Source organism: Pedobacter albus, from assembly GCF_036324255.1.
Classification (GTDB): Bacteria; Bacteroidota; Bacteroidia; order Sphingobacteriales; family Sphingobacteriaceae; genus Pedobacter; species Pedobacter albus.
In genome coordinates, this window is sequence record NZ_JAZDQT010000002.1 from 639,444 (window position 1) to 657,818 (window position 18,375).

Annotated in this window: 22 protein-coding genes and 1 tRNA gene; 14 read left to right on the forward strand and 9 right to left on the reverse strand. The window is 43.9% G+C overall.

The window, feature by feature from the left end:
• Nucleotides 1-126: 126 nt before the first annotated feature.
• From VRU48_RS19650 to VRU48_RS12565, 6 genes are all read right to left on the reverse strand, one after another.
• Nucleotides 127-243: a helix-turn-helix domain-containing protein gene (locus VRU48_RS19650; protein WP_431311634.1), complete on the reverse strand. Its 117-nt coding sequence runs from the start codon at nucleotides 241-243 to the stop codon at nucleotides 127-129.
• Nucleotides 244-289: 46 nt separating this feature from the next.
• Complete coding sequence (locus VRU48_RS12545) at nucleotides 290-856, reverse strand: GrpB family protein (protein WP_330108260.1); 567 nt, start codon at nucleotides 854-856, stop codon at nucleotides 290-292.
• A 212-nt stretch (nucleotides 857-1,068) separates the two neighbouring features.
• Entirely contained in the window at nucleotides 1,069-1,314 is a 246-nt protein-coding gene (locus VRU48_RS12550) for a GIY-YIG nuclease family protein (RefSeq protein WP_330108261.1), read from the reverse strand.
• 204 nt (nucleotides 1,315-1,518) lie between these two features.
• Nucleotides 1,519-1,596: transfer RNA gene (locus VRU48_RS12555), tRNA-Val, on the reverse strand.
• Between the two features lie 167 nt (nucleotides 1,597-1,763).
• The gene (gene recO, locus VRU48_RS12560; protein WP_330108262.1) at nucleotides 1,764-2,489 is read right to left on the reverse strand and encodes a DNA repair protein RecO; all 726 of its coding nucleotides are present in this window, start codon (nucleotides 2,487-2,489) and stop codon (nucleotides 1,764-1,766) included.
• A gap of 1 nt (nucleotide 2,490) precedes the next feature.
• Entirely contained in the window at nucleotides 2,491-2,838 is a 348-nt protein-coding gene (locus VRU48_RS12565) for a diacylglycerol kinase family protein (RefSeq protein WP_330108263.1), read from the reverse strand.
• A 162-nt stretch (nucleotides 2,839-3,000) separates the two neighbouring features.
• Between VRU48_RS12565 and VRU48_RS12570 the strand changes: the two genes are divergently transcribed.
• From VRU48_RS12570 to VRU48_RS12585, 4 genes are all read left to right on the forward strand, one after another.
• Nucleotides 3,001-5,367 carry an efflux RND transporter permease subunit gene (locus VRU48_RS12570; RefSeq protein ID WP_330108264.1) on the forward strand — a complete coding sequence of 789 codons (2,367 nt, stop codon included), beginning with the start codon at nucleotides 3,001-3,003 and terminating at the stop codon, nucleotides 5,365-5,367.
• A gap of 3 nt (nucleotides 5,368-5,370) precedes the next feature.
• Nucleotides 5,371-5,895: a DUF4269 domain-containing protein gene (locus VRU48_RS12575; protein WP_330108265.1), complete on the forward strand. Its 525-nt coding sequence runs from the start codon at nucleotides 5,371-5,373 to the stop codon at nucleotides 5,893-5,895.
• Between the two features lie 266 nt (nucleotides 5,896-6,161).
• Entirely contained in the window at nucleotides 6,162-6,557 is a 396-nt protein-coding gene (locus tag VRU48_RS12580; protein ID WP_330108266.1) for a hypothetical protein, read from the forward strand.
• 1 nt (nucleotide 6,558) lies between these two features.
• On the forward strand, nucleotides 6,559-7,002 hold the full coding sequence (locus VRU48_RS12585; RefSeq protein ID WP_330108267.1) for a GNAT family N-acetyltransferase: 444 nt from the start codon (nucleotides 6,559-6,561) through the stop codon (nucleotides 7,000-7,002).
• 63 nt (nucleotides 7,003-7,065) lie between these two features.
• Here VRU48_RS12585 and VRU48_RS12590 read toward each other — a convergent pair whose 3' ends face one another.
• The gene (locus VRU48_RS12590) at nucleotides 7,066-7,326 is read right to left on the reverse strand and encodes an isoleucyl-tRNA synthetase (RefSeq protein ID WP_330108268.1); all 261 of its coding nucleotides are present in this window, start codon (nucleotides 7,324-7,326) and stop codon (nucleotides 7,066-7,068) included.
• Nucleotides 7,319-7,513, reverse strand: a complete 195-nt coding sequence (locus VRU48_RS12595; protein WP_330108269.1) for a hypothetical protein — start codon at nucleotides 7,511-7,513, stop codon at nucleotides 7,319-7,321. The genes VRU48_RS12590 and VRU48_RS12595 overlap by 8 nt, the downstream gene beginning before the upstream one ends.
• Before the next feature lie 79 nt (nucleotides 7,514-7,592).
• Between VRU48_RS12595 and ileS the strand changes: the two genes are divergently transcribed.
• From ileS to VRU48_RS12635, 8 genes are all read left to right on the forward strand, one after another.
• Nucleotides 7,593-10,988 carry an isoleucine--tRNA ligase gene (gene ileS / locus VRU48_RS12600; protein ID WP_330108270.1) on the forward strand — a complete coding sequence of 1,132 codons (3,396 nt, stop codon included), beginning with the start codon at nucleotides 7,593-7,595 and terminating at the stop codon, nucleotides 10,986-10,988.
• 91 nt (nucleotides 10,989-11,079) lie between these two features.
• Complete coding sequence (locus VRU48_RS12605; RefSeq protein WP_330108271.1) at nucleotides 11,080-11,463, forward strand: TraR/DksA family transcriptional regulator; 384 nt, start codon at nucleotides 11,080-11,082, stop codon at nucleotides 11,461-11,463.
• Entirely contained in the window at nucleotides 11,463-12,065 is a 603-nt protein-coding gene (locus VRU48_RS12610) for a lipoprotein signal peptidase (RefSeq protein WP_330108272.1), read from the forward strand. Before VRU48_RS12605 ends, VRU48_RS12610 begins: the two co-directional genes overlap by 1 nt.
• A 98-nt stretch (nucleotides 12,066-12,163) precedes the next feature.
• Nucleotides 12,164-12,856 (forward strand): 3-keto-disaccharide hydrolase, encoded by a 693-nt coding sequence (locus tag VRU48_RS12615; protein WP_330108273.1) that lies wholly within the window; start codon nucleotides 12,164-12,166, stop codon nucleotides 12,854-12,856.
• Nucleotides 12,857-12,944: 88 nt separating this feature from the next.
• Nucleotides 12,945-13,478: a GNAT family N-acetyltransferase gene (locus VRU48_RS12620; RefSeq protein WP_330108274.1), complete on the forward strand. Its 534-nt coding sequence runs from the start codon at nucleotides 12,945-12,947 to the stop codon at nucleotides 13,476-13,478.
• Between the two features lie 147 nt (nucleotides 13,479-13,625).
• A complete protein-coding gene (locus tag VRU48_RS12625) occupies nucleotides 13,626-13,781 on the forward strand; it encodes a hypothetical protein (protein WP_330108275.1) in 156 nt (51 codons plus the stop codon).
• Between the two features lie 422 nt (nucleotides 13,782-14,203).
• On the forward strand, nucleotides 14,204-14,911 hold the full coding sequence (locus VRU48_RS12630; protein WP_330108276.1) for an SIMPL domain-containing protein: 708 nt from the start codon (nucleotides 14,204-14,206) through the stop codon (nucleotides 14,909-14,911).
• A gap of 167 nt (nucleotides 14,912-15,078) precedes the next feature.
• Nucleotides 15,079-15,390 (forward strand): hypothetical protein, encoded by a 312-nt coding sequence (locus tag VRU48_RS12635; protein ID WP_330108277.1) that lies wholly within the window; start codon nucleotides 15,079-15,081, stop codon nucleotides 15,388-15,390.
• Nucleotides 15,391-15,471: 81 nt separating this feature from the next.
• Here the strand turns inward: VRU48_RS12635 and serS are convergent, their stop codons facing one another.
• Nucleotides 15,472-16,743, reverse strand: a complete 1,272-nt coding sequence (gene serS / locus VRU48_RS12640; protein WP_330108278.1) for a serine--tRNA ligase — start codon at nucleotides 16,741-16,743, stop codon at nucleotides 15,472-15,474.
• Between the two features lie 116 nt (nucleotides 16,744-16,859).
• Between serS and rsmI the strand changes: the two genes are divergently transcribed.
• Both rsmI and VRU48_RS12650 read left to right on the forward strand, forming a co-directional pair.
• On the forward strand, nucleotides 16,860-17,579 hold the full coding sequence (gene rsmI, locus VRU48_RS12645; RefSeq protein WP_330108279.1) for a 16S rRNA (cytidine(1402)-2'-O)-methyltransferase: 720 nt from the start codon (nucleotides 16,860-16,862) through the stop codon (nucleotides 17,577-17,579).
• Nucleotides 17,580-17,729: 150 nt separating this feature from the next.
• On the forward strand, nucleotides 17,730-18,371 hold the full coding sequence (locus VRU48_RS12650) for a PH domain-containing protein (protein WP_330108280.1): 642 nt from the start codon (nucleotides 17,730-17,732) through the stop codon (nucleotides 18,369-18,371).
• Nucleotides 18,372-18,375: the final 4 nt, after the last annotated feature.

Consider the following 18,375-nt stretch of genomic DNA (forward strand, 5'->3'; position numbering starts at 1 on the left):
CCGGCAACTGGTTTCGAGAGAATGGATTTCGGATATTTTGATTGGATAGCCTTTATCTTATTTTGGTAGAACATCGAATACGGCGACCTCAAATCAAACTGCATATAAAAGGTACACGGACAGTGCTTAAACTTGACAGATGGTACGAACCGTAACGTGCGTCAGTTCGGCTAACTGTTCTTGGGTTAGGCCGCTCTTTTTTCTGGCTTGGGCTATTTTTTGAGGTAAATCCACTTTAAACATTTGGGAAGCAAAGATAAGGATATCATGAATAGCCTTGCTTCGTCACTTAGCTATTGGTCTTCGTTATTTCTTCCAATTCTGCTGCAGTAAGTCCCATTTTCTCTAAAACCGATACGATAAAAGCTGTTTTTTGCTTCCAATACTTTTCTTTGGTTATTTGGGAATTGTCTGTAAGTGTTTCTTTCAATTGCGAATAACTTTCGAGCAGGTTTTTATCGTTTAAAAGAGCCTCTCGAAACAGCAGATGGTTTTTCAACGCCAGACTATCAGAATAGCAAACATAAAGATGATGGCTTTGCCACGTGCATTTGGGGTTGGTTAGGGGCACGTATTCCGAAAGTTGCTTAAAGGCAAAGCGCCCAACAATTCCTTGTTCGCCCATTGATTTGTAACCGAGGCCTTCAAGCCTTTGGGCCACATTGCCCAACAAACCCTTGTCTGTTAAAACAATATCGATATCTAAAATAGGTTTTGCAACCAGTCCAGGTATTGAAGTGCTTCCTACATGCTGAATGGTTATATCTAAATCATTAAGTTTGGCTTTTATAATGCTATGAATTCTTTCAAATTCGGCTTTCCACGCAGGGTTATAGGGTTCGATAAATTTGGGCATTTGTGTAAGCTCAATTCGGATTAACGATTAAATATAGGAATCTTCAACGCTAATCAACCAATTTCTAGATTTTAGCTGAGCTTTTTTCGTTGCGAAAAAATAAGTAAAACAAAAAAGCCCTACATTTCTGTAAGGCTTTTCTTTCGTGGGAGATACTGGGTTCGAACCAGTGACCCTCCCGACGTGAAGTCGGGATGCACTGACCAGCTAAATTAACTCTCTGCAATTAGGCTTTCGATCATTTTTCGGCTTTTCCATTTCTTAATCTGACGTTCCCTTTTCATGGCTATCGATTTATCTGAATGAATTTCTTGCCAAACAATTTGCCAATCGCCAGTGCCACCGGTAAATCCTTTATGATTGGAATTGTGCTTCTTCAACCGCTCTTTCATATTCGATGTCGAACCAATATAATACTTGTTCAGGGATGTACTAAACAGGATATAAACATAATACATGCTTAAATATAAGATATCGCAAGGGTCAATAAACCTATGATTGCAAGAAATATTAATGACTACAAACGACACTCCCGAAGCGAAGTCGGGTTATGATGAACCAGCCGAGCTAATCCTCCTTTTGGTTTCAGCTTTGCTTTTGTGACCCTACCCCCAAAACGGAAGTAAAACAAAAAAGCCCTACATTTCTGTAAGGCTTTTCTTTGGTGGGAGATACTGGGTTCGAACCAGTGACCCCCTGCTTGTAAGGCAGGTGCTCTGAACCAGCTGAGCTAATCTCCCTTTTGGTTCCGGCTTTGCTTTTGTGACCCTTCCGACTTAAGTCGGAATGCCTGAAACAGCATCGCCTTTTTGGGTTTTTCCTTTCAACTTTGCAACCTGCGTTGCTTCGTTTTGGGATTGCAAATATAGCGCGTTATTATAGTTTTCCAAAAAAAATTTAAAAAAAATTAAGAAAGTACTTCTTCCAACACCTGATGCGACTTGATTTGTCCAAAAGAAGCCGTATGCAACGCATAGAAAATCAATATTTTATCAAGCAGAAACCTCCTTGTGGCATTATTTAATTTAATTTCATTTATTTTTTCGAAAGGCGTTGTAAAGAGCGCCAAAAAATAGTCGGCCTCTGTTTTTGCGATAAAATTGGGATGCACCGGAATCAAAGAAGTGAACTCTCCCTCCTGCAAATCGAAATATTTTTGATCATTTCTGGTTTGGGCATGGGGCGCAAAACCCAGAAACTTCGACAGTTTTAACAAAAAAGCCAAATGAAAATTGGTACTTGGCTCCTCGTGCTCGTCGAACCAGCTCACGGCATTGTAAATAAAATCGAATAGGTTTTCGTCGGTATGTTGCTGACGGATGCTTTTGTAGAGCACTTCGTTCAAAAACTGGACCATCGTATTCTTGATCACCTCATAAGGAATGGTCCGGAACACCGGCGAAGGCCTGGCTTCGGCTACCCTTTGCAGCTGTGTATTCGCCTTGTAGTACACCACCATATCGAGCAGATGCAAGGGCTGGAGCACATTCATGGGGATTTTGGCCTTCGGCTTTTTTACGCCGTTAATCAGGTAAGACTGGATGCCGAACTTATCGGTAAACACCTGTGCAATCACGCTGCTTTCGCTGTAAAGCGTGGTTTTCAGTACTATTCCTCTAATTTTATGCAACATCTTAGCTCAACTTGGGCACAAAGATAAACAAGCCGACCACTAAGGCCAATAAGGCAATTAACAGTACGGCCCCAGCGGCCACATCCTTAACCCTACCCGCTTGCTCGTTCCAGTTGGGCGACACCAAATCGACAAGCACTTCGATAGCCGTATTGAACAGTTCGGCCGCCAAAACCAGGGCAATGGCCAACGAAATCCATAACCATTCGGCAACCGACAATTGCACATACCAGCCAAGGGCAAGCACCAACACCGCAGCCACACAATGGAGCTTAAAATTCAGTTGGCTCCGAAAGGCATAGGCCAAGCCCTTAAAGGCGTAGCCAAAACTTTGCAGCAATTTATTCATGTCCTACTAAAATACACCAAAATCGCGACATCGGAGGCCTCCCGCCTTTTACAAACAAACAATTGTGGCATTCTGATGTTAATGTAGCATAAAAAATAGGGGCTGTTTTTGCAATACGCCATTTTTATTAGTTTCTTTACTTTTTTAAAAAGCAGTTTGATTATGTGGGCTAAACTCTCAAGAGCTATACTTCAAAACAGGATCGTCCTTATTCTTTTCTTCATTGTTGCAACGGTTTTCATGGCCTGGCATGCCCGCAATCTCAAGCTTTCTTATGCCGGAAGCAAGATTTTACCCCTCACCGATTCGGTCTTCATCAAATACAACGCTTTTAAAAAGCAGTTTGGAGAGGATGGCAGCATCATGGTTTTAGGGGTGCAAAGTGCCGACATCTACAAAAAAGAGAATTACAACCAATGGGCACAGCTTTCGCAGGATATCCAGCACCTGAAAGGCATCAAAGGGGTTTTATCTATAGGTAAGCTGTTCGACCTGCAAAAAGATACGGTTAACCAACGATTTGTAATCAAGCCCATTCCTAATGGCTTGGTTAAAAGCGATGCCGAAATGGATTCGCTCAAGGCCCATTTGCAGGCCATGCCCTTTTACGACGGCTTGTTGCTGAACAAAAAGACCAATGCCACTTTGATGGCCATTACCTTCGACCAGAAAATACTGAATTCGGCCGCACGTAATCCGGTGCTGAAGGAAATCGAAGCCAAAGCTGAGGCTTTTAGCAAAAGTACAGGGATGCAGGTCCACCGCTCTGGGTTGCCCTACATCAGAACCGCCACCAGCAAATTGGTTTCGAACGAGTTTGTGCTTTTTCTGGGCCTTTCTATTTTGGTTTCGGCCTTGATTTTACTGATTTTCTTCAGGAGTTTTTATGCGGTGTTCTTCCCAATTTTGGTGGTAATTATGGGGGTAATCTGGAGCATCGGCACCTTGGTGTTGTTTGGTTATGAAATCACCATTTTAACCGGACTAATTCCACCGTTGATTGTGATTATCGGCATTCCGAACAGCATTCTGCTCCTCAATAAATACCATAACGAACTTAAAAAGCATGGCGACAAGCAAAAAGCCTGGGCTGTTACCATTGAGCGGATTGCCGTAACCACACTGATTGCCAACGTAACCGCCGCCATTGGCTTTGGGGTTTTGTACTTTACCGGCAGCGAGCTTTTGATGCAGTTTGGCAGCGTAGCCGCACTTAACGTGATGTTTACCTGGCTCATCTGCCTTTGCCTTATTCCAATAATTTTCAGCTACTTGCCAGCGCCGAAAGGAAAAATCAACGTAACGCACGAACCCAATTTCCTCGATCGTTTGCTGGCGAAAACAGATGGCTTGGTACAACAAAAAAGAAGTGTGATTTACCTGTGCACCATTGCGCTGAGCATCATTTCCTTAGTTGGAGTCTATAAAATCAACGTGAACGGCTATGTGGTTGACGATTTGCCCAAGAACTCGCAGATTTTAACCGACCTGAAGTTTTTCGAGAAGAATTTTGAAGGGATTTTGCCTTTGGAAGTCAGTGTAGACACCAAACGCAAAAACGGCGTGCTTAGCATTTCCACCTTGGAGAGGATAGACAAGATGGAGCGCATGGTGGCCGCCTACCCCGAGTTTTCGCGTTCCATTTCGTTAAATACCGGCCTTAAATATGCCTCGCAGGCTTTCTATAATGGCGATTCGGCCTTCTACCGTCTGCCCAGCGACATCGAAAAGAACTTTATCCTCATTTATGCCGCCAACTCGGGCAATGGCAAAAACAAGGGCAACATGGATATGCTCACCAATTTCATCGACAAGAACAAGCAAACCGCCCGCATCAGTTTTCAGATGGCCGATGTAGGTTCTAAACGGCTGGATGCTTTACTGGCGGAACTCAAACCGCGGATCGATTCGATTCTAAGTCCGAAACGCTTTAACGTAGAACTCACCGGCTCGAGCATTATTTTCTCTAAAGGGACAGATTACCTGCTCAAACATTTGGTAGAGAGCATTGCGCTAGCCATTGTTTTGATTTCGCTATTGCGTTTGGCCCAGTTCAGGAGCTTGGGCATCATGTTTATTTCGTTGTTGCCTAATGTAGTGCCGCTGATTATTACGGCCGGCTTGATGGGCTTTTTCCATATCCCGTTAAAGCCATCAACCATTTTGATCTTTACCATTGCCTTCGGCTTGGCATCCGACCAGACCATTTATTTCCTCACGCGCTACCAGCAGGAGTTAACGCTGACCAACTACAGCGTAAGCAAGGTGATTTCCGATACCATCCGTGAAACCGGAGTGAGCATGACCCATATTGCCTTGATCCTTTTCTTTGGTTTCGGCATTTTCACAGCCTCTACCTTTGGCGGAACGGTTGTTTTGGGCTTATTGTTGTCCATCACCTTGATTGTAGCACTGGTGTTTAACCTCACTTTGCTGCCTGCCCTGATGCTTTGGCTCGACAAGAAAAAGACCCGCAAGCATATTCCAGAAGACCAGGTAGCCAAAAACGAGGCGCAGTTTGACCATTAATCCATGATCGATTTCGAAAAGCTCGATTACCTGAAAAGCGGAAACAAACTGCAGCAAAAGGCTTATCGGTTATTAACTGATCATCAGGTTTTCGAGAAACTAGCTACTTTTCACCCGGTGTTAACGGGCACTATCCCTATCAACATTGCCATTGCCACCAGCGATTTGGATGTGATTTGCCATTGCACAACTCTTAATGAGTTCAAACAATCACTAATTGATTATTTCTGCCAAGAGAAAGATTTTGAGTTGCGCGAAGTGGAGATAAACGACCAGCAAACCATCATTGCCAATTTTAAAATCGAGGACTTCGAACTGGAAATATTCGGGCAGGCCACCCCTGCACAACAGCAAAACGCCTACCGGCACATGCTTATCGAACATCAAGTTTTGATGGCAAAAGGCGAACTCTTTAGGCAACAAATCATCATGTTAAAAAAACAAGGCTACAAAACCGAACCTGCCTTTGCCAAATTACTGGGGCTGGAAGGTGACCCGTATGAGGCTTTGCTGAATTTTATCCCATAACCTCATAGGTTTTTGAAACCTATGGGTTATGGGTTTATTTCGTATATTGAGGCATGAAATATTTGGACAAATTTCATCCCAATTGTTTCTATCACATTTTTAATCATGCCGTCGGCAGCGACAACCTGTTTAAATCTCCGGGTAACTTTTCCTTCTTTTTAAGTAGGTACGAGAAGTATCTTTCGCCAGTATTTAAAACCTACTGCTATTGCCTTATGCCCAATCATTTCCATCTGTTGGTAAGGATAAGAAATGAACAGACCATAATGAAGTTAGCCAAAATAGAAGAAGACGATGATTTCGACTACCACAAGTTCATCATGCAACAGCTCAGTAATTGCCTTAACAGCTACGCCAAGGCATTTAACAAACAACATTCCCGACGCGGTGCGCTTTTTCTCGATTACACCAAAAGAACGCATATCAAAGGCGATTTCTACCTTACAAACACCATCAACTATATCCACACGAACCCCATACATCACGGCTTCTGCAAGCAATTGGAAGATTGGCCGTACTCATCCTATAATGCCATTATCGACAACAAAGCTGGTATTGTTGAAAGGAAATTATTGATCGACTGGTTCGGTGGCTTGGAAAATTTCATATCTTTCCATCAAACTCAAATCCATATTGACCCCGAAAACAGTATCGAAAACTAAAATGATTTTCCGCGAAGCCACCACCACCACCACCGACATCAAACCAATCCAAATGGTGCGCAATTCGGTTAAAGAAAACAGGCTTTCCGATCCCAGTTTGGTAAGCGATGCCGATTGCGAAGAATTCATCAACCGCAAAGGCAAGGGTTGGGTATGCGAAATCAACCAGCAAATTGTCGGCTTTGCCATTGCCGACCTCCAAGCGCAAAACATCTGGGCCTTGTTCGTTCATCCTCAGTTTGAAAATCATGGCATCGGCAAACAGCTTCATCAACTCATGCTCGACTGGTATTTTGCGCAAGGCCCTATCCATGTTTGGTTGAGTACCGCACCGGGCACAAGGGCCGAAACTTTCTACCAAAAAGCAGGTTGGAAAGCCACTGGCATGCAAGGAAAAGAAATCAGGTTCGAAATGAGCCTAACCGATTGGAAAAAGAGAAACTGAGGGTTTTCGCAAAGACTGGCCTTCCATAGCCAAGCAATAATTCAGCAATTAAAATCGCGCAAACTATTGCACTTCTTCGCTTTCAAGAGGCTCGGCACTCACGGGCTTTAACTCCACGCTTTTGCCATCCTTATCGGTTTTTTTCGCAAAAAGTATCGGATAAAGAAACAAGCAGGCACCCAAAATCAAAAGCAATCCCGATGCGCCCAGCACAATACCGCTGCCCGCTATCTTATGGCTGCTCATTACCTGTGCAGCAATTAATGCAACAATACCAAGCAAGATGGCATACACTGCTTTTTGTAGTTTTAAGACTTTAATCATGACCTGGCGCTTTAGACTTTCGTTGTTTAATTATGCTTATGATAACAAAAACTAATCCAATAAGTTCTAAAAGCATTGCAAAAGCCATAAACAGCGCTCTATGGCCAGTACCCAACAAAACAGCAAGCGGCATCAGCACAACTGCCGCCAACATGCAAACCAATCCGATTTTTAACAATTTATCCATAAAACTCTTTGCACAAAACTACCATAATTCATTCTAAAACTGTAGCTTTGCATCCTTAATTTTTGGAGATACTTGATTGATGTATAGGGAATTTAAACAATTAGAACTAGCGAAAATAGGTAAAGAGATACTCGAATTTTGGAAAGCGGAAAACATCTTTGAAAAAAGCATAAGCACCCGTTCAAAAGCCAAACCATTCACCTTTTACGAAGGCCCGCCTTCGGCCAATGGCATGCCCGGCATTCACCACGTGATGGCCCGCGCCATAAAGGACATTTTTTGCCGCTACAAAACCCTAAAAGGATATCAGGTAAAACGCAAGGGCGGATGGGACACCCATGGCCTGCCTATCGAACTGGCCGTGGAGAAAAAGCTCGGCATCACCAAAGACGATATTGGCAAGAAGATTTCTGTCGAAGCCTATAACTCGGCCTGTAAGGAAGAAGTAATGCGCTATACCGATGTTTGGAACGACCTGACCGAAAAAATGGGTTATTGGGTCGACCTTCAAAATCCATACGTTACTTACCACAACGAATACATCGAAACCCTGTGGTGGATCTTAAAGCAGTTTTACAACAAAGGCCTGCTTTACAAAGGCTACACCATCCAGCCTTATTCGCCAGCTGCCGGTACCGGCTTAAGCTCGCATGAGCTGAACCAGCCAGGCACCTACCGCGATGTAAGCGACACCACCATTGTAGCTCAATTTAAGGCTGTTGCCTCTACCCTGCCTGCTTTCTTGAACAGCTACGGCGAGGTAAATTTCCTGGCTTGGACCACTACACCTTGGACCTTGCCTAGCAACACCGCCTTAACCGTAGGACCGAAAATCGATTACGTTTTGGTTAAAACTTTTAACCAATATACTTTCGAACCTGTTCAGGTTATTTTGGCCAAAGCTTTGGTGGGCAAACAGCTTGCCGGCAAATATTTCTTGGCCGAAAGCGAAGCCGATTTCGCCAACTATAAAGCCGAGGATAAAAAAATACCTTATACGGTCTTGGCCGAATTTGTAGGTGCCGATTTAGTAGGTATCAAATACGAACAACTATTGCCATGGGCTACGCCGTATCAAAACCCGGAAAATGCCTTTAGGGTAATCAGCGGCGATTTTGTAACTACCGAAGATGGTACCGGTATCGTACACACCGCGCCTACTTTTGGTGCCGACGATGCGCGTGTGGCCAAATTGGCTACGCCAGAAGTGCCACCCATGTTGGTTTTAGACGAAAAGGGCAATCCTGTTCCTTTGGTTGACCTGCATGGCCAGTTTATCGCCAGCCTCAAGGGTGGCCTAGGTGGCAAATACGTTAAAAACGAATACTACAACGATGGCGAAGCTCCAGAGAAATCTGTCGACGTTGAAATTGCCATCCTGTTAAAAGAAGAAAACAAAGCCTTTAAGGTTGAAAAATATGTACACAGCTATCCGCATTGCTGGCGTACCGACAAACCGGTGCTCTATTATCCGCTAGACAGCTGGTTCATCAAAACTACCGACCTCAAAGAAAAGATGGCCGACCTGAACAAAACCATCAACTGGAAACCTGAAGCCACCGGCACCGGCCGTTTTGGCAACTGGCTCGAAAACCTGGTTGACTGGAACCTTTCACGTTCGCGCTATTGGGGCACACCATTGCCGATTTGGCGCACAGCCGATGGCACCGAAGAAAAATGTATCGGTTCTATCGCAGAGCTGAATGCCGAAATCGCAAAAGCAGTGGAAGCCGGATTGATGCCTGCGGGATTTGAATTGAAAGACATGCACCGTCCGTATGTTGACGATGTGATCCTGGTATCGGCCAAAGGCGAAAAAATGGTACGCGAACTCGACCTGATCGACGTTTGGTTCGACAGTGGCGCCATGCCTTATGCGCAATGGCATTTCCCATTCGAAAATGCCGAAGAATTTGAGAACGCCTACCCTGCCGATTTCATTGCCGAGGGTGTTGACCAAACCCGTGGCTGGTTCTTTACCTTGCACGCCATTGCAGTGATGCTGAGCGAAAGCAGCGACGAAATCAAAGCCATCAATAAAATGGTAAACAATCCGGGTATCGCGTTCAAAAACGTAGTATCAAACGGTTTGGTATTGGATAAAAACGGCAACAAAATGTCTAAACGCTTGGGCAATGCCGTCGATCCTTTCAGCACCATCGATACCTACAGCGCCGATGCCACCCGCTGGTACATGATCAGCAATGCCTCGCCTTGGGACAACCTGAAATTTAACATCGAAGGATTGGATGAAGTACGCCGCAAATTTTTCGGCACCTTGTACAACACCTACTCTTTCTTTGCTTTATACGCCAATATCGACAAATTCGAAATCAACCTCGACCAGCAAACGCCTATCGCGCAACGCAGCGAGCTTGACCGTTGGATCTTGTCGCTATTGCAAACCTTGATTGCCGAAGTTGACGAAAGCTACAACAGCTACGAGCCAACCAAGGCCGCTCGTGCCATCCAAACTTTTGTGGATGAGCATTTTAGCAACTGGTACATCCGTTTATCACGCCGCCGTTTCTGGAAAGGCGAAATGACCGAAGATAAAAAAGCGGCTTACGAAACCTTGTACACCTGCTTGATGAGCGTAGCGCAAATGATGTCGCCGATTGCGCCTTTCTTTGCCGATTGGTTGTACGGCAACTTGACTGCGGCCAACCCTACACAACACGTGGCCAAATCGGTGCATTTAACCATTTGGAACGAGGTTGACAGCTCGTTGATCGACTACGATTTGAACGAACGCATGGAACTGGCGCAAAACATCTCGTCGATGGTCTTGTCGCTTCGCAAGAAAATGGGCATCAATGTACGTCAGCCACTAGCCAAAGTATTGATTCCGGTATTGGATGATAATTTCCAAGTGAAGGTAGAATTGGTTAAAGACCTGATTTTGTCGGAAACCAATATCAAGGAAGTAGATTTCATCAAAGACACCGCCGGATTTATCAAGAAAAAAGTAAAACCTAACTTCAAAGCTTTAGGCGCCAAAGTGGGCAAAGACATGAAATTGGTAACCGAAGCGATTACCAGCCTCTCGCAAGAAGAACTGGCCCAGTTTGAAAAAGAAGGATCGATCGCCATAAACAATACACCATACACCATTCTCCTTGCCGACGTTGAAATCATCGCCGAAGACATTCCGGGATGGCAGGTAACCAATATGGGCAGCCTGACCGTAGCTTTGGATGTGAGCATCACCAATGAACTGAAACAAGAAGGATTATCGCGTGAGTTAATTAATCGCATCCAGAATTTAAGAAAAGAACTAAATTTTGAAGTTACCGACCGAATTAACGTAAGTTTACAAAATGCGCCAATCATTGCCGAAGCTGTACAACAGAACAAGGCCTATATTTGCGCAGAAATCCTGGCGGATGAAATTAAATTGCTAGAAAACGTAGACGAGGGAAACAAAATCGTAATCGAAGATGTTGAGTTACAAATTTTGATTGCTAAACAATAATAGAATATGGAACGATCATCAACCAGCCTTTTAAAAACGGCGACCAATAGTTGACGATTGCTCCATGACCGTTCAAATTAAGTTAGACCAAATGGAAAAAACTGAGAAAACACGCTATTCAGATAGCGAACTACAAGAGTTTAAAGAGCTGATCCTTGACAAGTTAAAAAGTTCAAGGGAGGAGTTGCTTTCGCTGACTTCCTCATTGAGCAATCCGAATTCAAATGGTACTGAAGACACTTCTGGCGCTTACAAAACGCTGGAAGATGGTTCTGCAACTTTAGAAAAAGAGCAGATTAACCAATTGGCAGCCCGCCAGAAAAAATTCATCGACAACCTGGAAGCTGCCTTGGTACGTATAGAAAACAAAACCTACGGCATTTGTCGCGAAACCGGAAAACTGATCCAGAAAGAGCGTTTACGTGCGGTGCCGCATGCTACGCTAAGCATGGAAGCTAAATTGAAGCAGGGTTAATGAAAGGCTACACAAAACCATTAATTGTCATCTTGTTGGTATTAATTGCCGACCAGGCGCTTAAAACGTGGATCAAAACCCACATGTACCTGCAACAAGAATATAAGGTCATTGGCAACTGGTTCATTATCCACTTTACCGAAAACAACGGCATGGCCTTCGGCCTCGAATTTGGTGGCGAATTTGGTAAGTTGGCGCTTTCTATTTTCAGGATTATTGCCGTTGCCGGTATTGGCTATGGCCTGCATTACCTCATTAAACGCAAATATCACCGAGGCCTGATCATTAACGTGGCCCTGATTTTTGCCGGAGCACTGGGCAACATCATCGATTCGGTATTTTATGGCGTGATTTACAAATACGAAAGCCTTTTTCATGGCCGTGTGGTAGATATGCTGTACTTTCCGATATTGAGAGGCACATTCCCTTCGTGGGTACCCGTTTGGGGAGGCGAACCTTTCGAATTCTTCCGTCCGGTATTCAACCTGGCCGATGCTTCTATTTCGATTGGGGTAATTGCCATCCTGTTGTTCCAAAAAAGATATTTTAAGGAAGAAATCAGGGATGAAATCGGCATTAACAACGAAAGTGTCGAAGATTAATCGCTAGCCGTTTAAAAAAGCATCAAAGCCATCTGGAAAACCAGGTGGCTTTTTTAGTTTTAGTTAATTATATTTGAAAGAAAACCAACATCAGCCTTATGAAAAAAATCGCTTTATGCCTTGCGCTATGCTGCGCCGCTTTGATACTTTCAATCCCTTCATTTGCACAAAAAAGCTTATTCGATGGAAAATCGCTTGCCGGTTGGCATGCCGACGTTCCTGAAATGGACAAAAACCCCAATGCCCGAAATCCATTCATTGTAAGAGATGGCAACTTGGTAAGCTTGGGTACACCTGGCGGACATTTGATTACCGATAAGGTTTACCAAAACTACCGTCTGGAAGTAGAATACCGCTTTGCTGGCAAGCCTGGCAATTGTGGCGTATTGGTTCATGCCTCTACCCCACGCGCCCTGTATGGCATGTTTCCCAAATCGTTGGAAGTACAGATGCAACACCTTGATGCCGGCGATTTTTGGTGCATAGAAGAAGATATTACCGTACCCGATATGGAAACCCGTCGCGGGCCCAAAGAAAACTGGGGCGTAAATGGCAATAAGCTGCGTCGCATTAAAAACCTAACCGATGACAGCGAAAAACCGGTTGGCGAATGGAACAAAATGGTAATCGAATGCTACAAAAACTCGGTAAAGGTTTGGGTAAATGGCGACTTGGTAAACGAAGGCACCAACTGTACTGCCGACAAGGGCCAAATTGCGCTACAAGCCGAAGGTTCGGAAGTAGAATTCAGGAAACTGGAGCTTACGCCCATCAAGAAATTGAACAAATAATAATGTATTGCGATGGGCCTATAGCGTATTGCGACGAGCGTTTGGTGACAGGCGTCTATTTGCATTAAAAAATAACATTATCACATTAATGAGCTTTAATTTACAGCCTACAACATTAGCCGATAAGCTGATCAGACTCGTTCCTTTAAAAGAAGAAGACTTTGAAGCGCTTTATGCCGTGGCATCAGACCCGCTGATTTGGGAACAACATCCCAACAAAGACCGCTACAAACGCGAGGTTTTTCAGAACTTTTTTCAAGGCGCCATCGAGTCGAAAGGAGCCTTTATCGTTTACGAGCAGGCAAGTGGCCAAGTAGTAGGCAGTTCGAGGTATTACGATTTTGACGAAACCAATAATTCAGTAACGGTTGGCTATACCTTTATTGGTCGCGATTATTGGGGCAAAGGCCACAACAAAGCGCTAAAGAAACTGATGTTCGATTATGCCTTTCAGTTTGTAGACCATATTACCCTGCACATTGGGGCCACTAATTTCCGTTCGCAAAAAGCCATCGAAAAACTGGGGGCTAAGAAAATAGACGAGATAGAAGTAGCCTATTATGGCGAACCTGTAAAGCTCAACTTTGTCTATCAGGTTGCCAAAAAAGACTGGGCTGTTTAATCAACGCTTGCGAGGTTTTACCTTAGCTTATTACCAAGTTCTTGTTGGTGAAGAACACCAACAAGTGCCAAATGCATTCCTTCTTGGAGGAAGCGGGGAGGAAAAGGAACCCTATCTTACCCACACAAGCCAAGCCTCAACCGTAGCATGGGCCTACAAAGCTTTGGAAGCAAAGGCAACCCGGAGCTTTGCACCTACTTTGCTTTTGCAACAGCAAGCAAGGGCGCAGAAGTGCTGCACGGCATTAAAACAAGCACGGGCTTCCACACGGCTTGGCCTTGCGCGCCTAAAGCGCAGGTTTAGGATTTGCGACAAAGCTTTGAAGCCTTGATTCTTTGGTCCTTTCTCATCAAGGAGAAAGGACTAAGCTAGCAGGCGAAAAAGCAAAGACAGACCAATGCTTGGCGAAGAAAGTTATGGGGTCGAGAAAGAACAAAGCTACCTTACTTTACCCGCACAAGCCCAACTCAAATAGCCCGGATTGTAGCGACATCCTTTTTGTCAGTAAGACAAAAAGATATAGCGAAAAGCCGGACTGCCTTTAACCTATTGCAAAGACACTCCGCTTCAAAACAGCTATATCCCCATCATTTTATTTAAAATATAATACACTGATAACATGATGATTACAATAAAATCAACCTAAAATTTAATTTTTGGCTGTGGAATTGTGGCCCCGTTGACATCTTACTTACAAACACACAAAAATTATAAATTATACACACATGAAAAAATTAGTAGCCCTAGCCTTTGTTGCCTTATTTAGTATGAGTGCCATGGCGCAGCAAGTAGATTTGAGAAAGAAAATCAACGTAAGCGGATCGGCCGAAGCCGAAGTAACTCCAGATATCATCTATATCGGCATTTCGCTCAAAGAATATTTTAAAGACAACAACAGCAAAAAAAGAGTAGACATTACCGAGTTGGAAAACCAGCTTTACAATGCCGTGCTCAAAGCCGGAATTTCGAAAGAAGATTTGATGATCAACAATATCTCGAGCTTTAACTATGCCACCGAGAAAAAGAAAAATCCTGATTTTTTGGCCAGCAAACAATACCGTTTAAAAGTAAGCGATCTGAACAAATGGAACGAAATTATCAGCGCTGTTGACCCTAAAGGTGTGGCTTACACCAACATTGAAAGCTACGACTACTCTAAAATAGAGAGCCTGAAAAAAGAACTGAAAATCAAGGCCCTTCAAGCAGCCAAAGCCAAAGCAACCTACATGGTTGAAGCCTTGGGCGAAAAATTGGGTGGCGTAATCGATATCCAGGAAATCAACAACGAAGCCTATCCGCAGCCGATGTACAGGGCCAACGTAATGATGATGAAAGCCGAAAGTGCCGATGCCATGGGTGGCGCTCCTGCAGACCTCGATTTCAAAAAAATCAAACTCAATTACCAGGTAAATACCGTATTCGAAATCAAATAATGCCCATTTCAGTGTACAACTTTAAAGAGTGCACGAATCCAGATACTATAAAAAAGCTTTTTTTTAATAAAGAATTAGCTAATTTTAAAAAAAAGAAAACCTACCAATCAATATGGTAGGTTTTTTGTTATATAGCAGATACAATTTAACCTTTAATTTAATCAGATATGAAAAAGATCATTTATGCACTAATGCTTGTCTTTGTTTTGGGAGTTAGTGCAAATACGGTTTCAGCCAGCGAAAGCAACAAGCCAAAAACAGAATTAACCGCCGAGCAAAAAGCACAACTGGACAAAATTGTAAGCCGTGTGGAAGAAATCCGCCAGATGGACAAATCGCACCTGACACGCGCCGAGAAAAAAGCATTGAGAAAAGAGTTGAGAGAAATGAAAGAACAGGCCCGCATCCTTGATCGTGGCGTTTATCTTTCGGTGGGCGCCATTATCATCATCATTTTGTTGTTGATTATTATCCTATAAGCAGTCATACCAATCCTATAAAACGAAAAATCCCTCCCGAATTCATTTCAGGAGGGATTTTTTTATTTGTTGCTAATTCAATTAATCGATTTTATCGAAACCAGTATATTTTCTTAAAACCTCAGGGATGACGATACCATCTTCCGTTTGATAGTTTTCGAGGATAGAAGCTACAATCCTTGGCAACGCTAGCGCGCTTCCATTAAGGGTATGGGCCAATTGTGTTTTGCCCGAGGCACCTTTAAAACGCAATTTTAAGCGGTTGCTCTGGTAGGTTTCAAAATTCGAAACCGAAGAAACCTCCAACCAGCGTTGCTGGGCAGCACTCCATACCTCCATGTCGTAAGTCATAGCCGAGGTAAAGCCCATATCGCCACCGCACAGGCGCAACACACGGTAATGCAATCCCAGTTCCTGCAAAAGCGATTGTACGTATTTACTCATGTCTTCAAGCGTTTCGTAAGATTTATCGGGATGCGTAATCTGTACCACCTCAACCTTATCAAATTGATGCAACCTGTTCAGTCCACGCACATGTGCACCATAAGAACCTGCTTCTCGTCTAAAGCAAGGAGTATAACCTGTATTTTTAATCGGAAGGTCTTCTTCTTTCAAAATCACGTCGCGGTACAAATTGGTAACTGGCACCTCAGCCGTTGGAATCAAGAACAGGTTATCTACACCTACATGATACATCTGGCCTTCCTTATCGGGCAGCTGTCCGGTACCGAAGCCAGAAGCTTCGTTTACCAAATGAGGCACCTGCATTTCCTTGTAGCCTGCCGCAGTAGCATGGTCTAAAAAGAAATTGATCAAAGCACGTTGCAACCTAGCTCCCTTACCTTTATACACCGGAAAGCCAGCGCCGGTTATTTTCACGCCCAATTCAAAATCGATGATATCGTATTTAGCGGCCAGTTCCCAATGCGGCAAAGCTTTGGTAGGCAATTGAGCCGGCTCGCCATGGGTCAAAACTACCTCGTTTTCTTCGGGCGTTGATCCTGTTTTTACCAAATGATAAGGCAAGTTGGGCAATTGCACCAATAAATTAAACTGCTGAGCTTCTAGGTCGGCCAGCTTGTCGCCAAGGTTTTTGATGGTTTCTTTGTGAGAAGCGGTTTGCGTTTTGATGGCTTCGGCTTCTTCTTTTTTGCCGGCACGCATCAATTCGCCAATCTGTTTGGCCGCCGCGTTGGCCTCTGCCGCAATGCTATCCAACGAAGTTTGAGTGTGGCGACGCTCTTCATCAATGGAGATGATTTGGTCTACCAATTCGGGTTGTTTAAAATTGCGAACGCTTAGTCGCTCTAAAACTTTCTCTCTATTTTCGCGGATATAGTTAACTTGCAGCATTATTTAATTTTTTTACAAAGATAAGATTGAATTACGAATTACGATTGCCGATTTAAGATTTTTAATGGCCACGCGTAAATCCCCAATCTAAAATCGTAAATCCTCAACCGTAAATCATGAGCGGCAAACTATTTCTCGTACCTACGCCGATTGGCAATTTAGAAGACATGACTTTTAGGGCCATTCGGGTTTTAAAGGAAGTAGACCTTATTTTGGCCGAAGATACCCGAACCAGCGCCCCGATGCTCAAGCATTTCGGCATCGACAAAAAAGTGTATTCGCACCATCAGCACAACGAACATAAAGCCACCTCTGAGATTATCAAGTTTCTGCATCAAGGACAAAATGTGGCTTTGATTTCTGATGCGGGAACGCCGGCCATTTCCGATCCGGGATTTTTCCTGGTCAGGGAAGCCCTCAAAAACGACATTGCCGTAAACTGTTTGCCGGGCGCTACGGCTTTTGTACCGGCCTTGGTTAATTCGGGCCTGCCCAGCGACCAATTTGTATTTGAAGGCTTTTTGCCCGTAAAAAAAGGTCGACAAACACGTTTAAAACTCCTGGCGCAGGAAGAACGCACCATGATTTTTTACGAAAGTCCGCACCGCCTGCTCAAAACCCTGGCAGAGTTTGCCGAATACCTGGGCGACGACAGGCAGGCTTCGGTAAGTCGCGAGCTGACCAAAATGTATGAGGAAACCGTTCGTGGCACCTTGAGCGAAATCAAATCGCATTTTGAGCACAATGTACTTAAAGGCGAGTTTGTGCTCTGCGTGGCAGGTAAGCCCAGCACAAAAGCGAAAAACAAATACGAAGACAACAACGCGGAAGATTAGCCGTTTCAAAATAGCATCATCCAAATAAATTCACATTTCCCACACCATATTTTAAAAGTAGAATCCGTAATTTGTGGCGTAATACTAGCGACCAAGTAACTTTAAGGATTACTGGATGTCTAAAACAACAACTTAATCAACAGCATAATAATGATTGCAATAGATAGATTTTTAAGCGACGAACAAGATCCAAAGGCAGTAGAAAAAGTAATTGGCAAGCTCAATGACTTGCTAACCAGCGGAGAGGAGATTTTATACCTGGCCGTACAGAAAAAACCGGCCGTAAATTTGCTGCCCGACAGCATTGCCATTAGCAACAAGCGCATTTTTTATTGCGAGCCCGGTAATTTGGGCCTAACCATGAACTTTAAGGATATTTCTTGGAAAAACGTAAAGGAAGTTTCGTTTAAGGAAGAGTTTTTTGGTTCGAAATTTATTTGCGTACCGCAGCATGGTGAAAACATTGTTACCGAGTTTATTCCGAAGGTACAGGCCCGAAAACTGCACCAGGCGGCCAACGAGCAACTGGAACAGTACAAGGAAATGCTAAGGCAACAATTGCTGGAAGAAAACAGGGCATCGGCTTCAACGGTAACTATTCCGTCAACGCCACAAGCCCAAACCATTGAATTGCCTATCGAAGAAGCAGTAGTTATTCCGACACCACAAATTGAGGAACCGGAAGACGAAACAACCTTGAAACTGAGAAAGCTGAAAACGCTTTACGACAAACAACTGATTACCCAAGAAGAATACGAAAGCAAGAAATCGGCTATTTTAGATAGTTTGTAAAAAA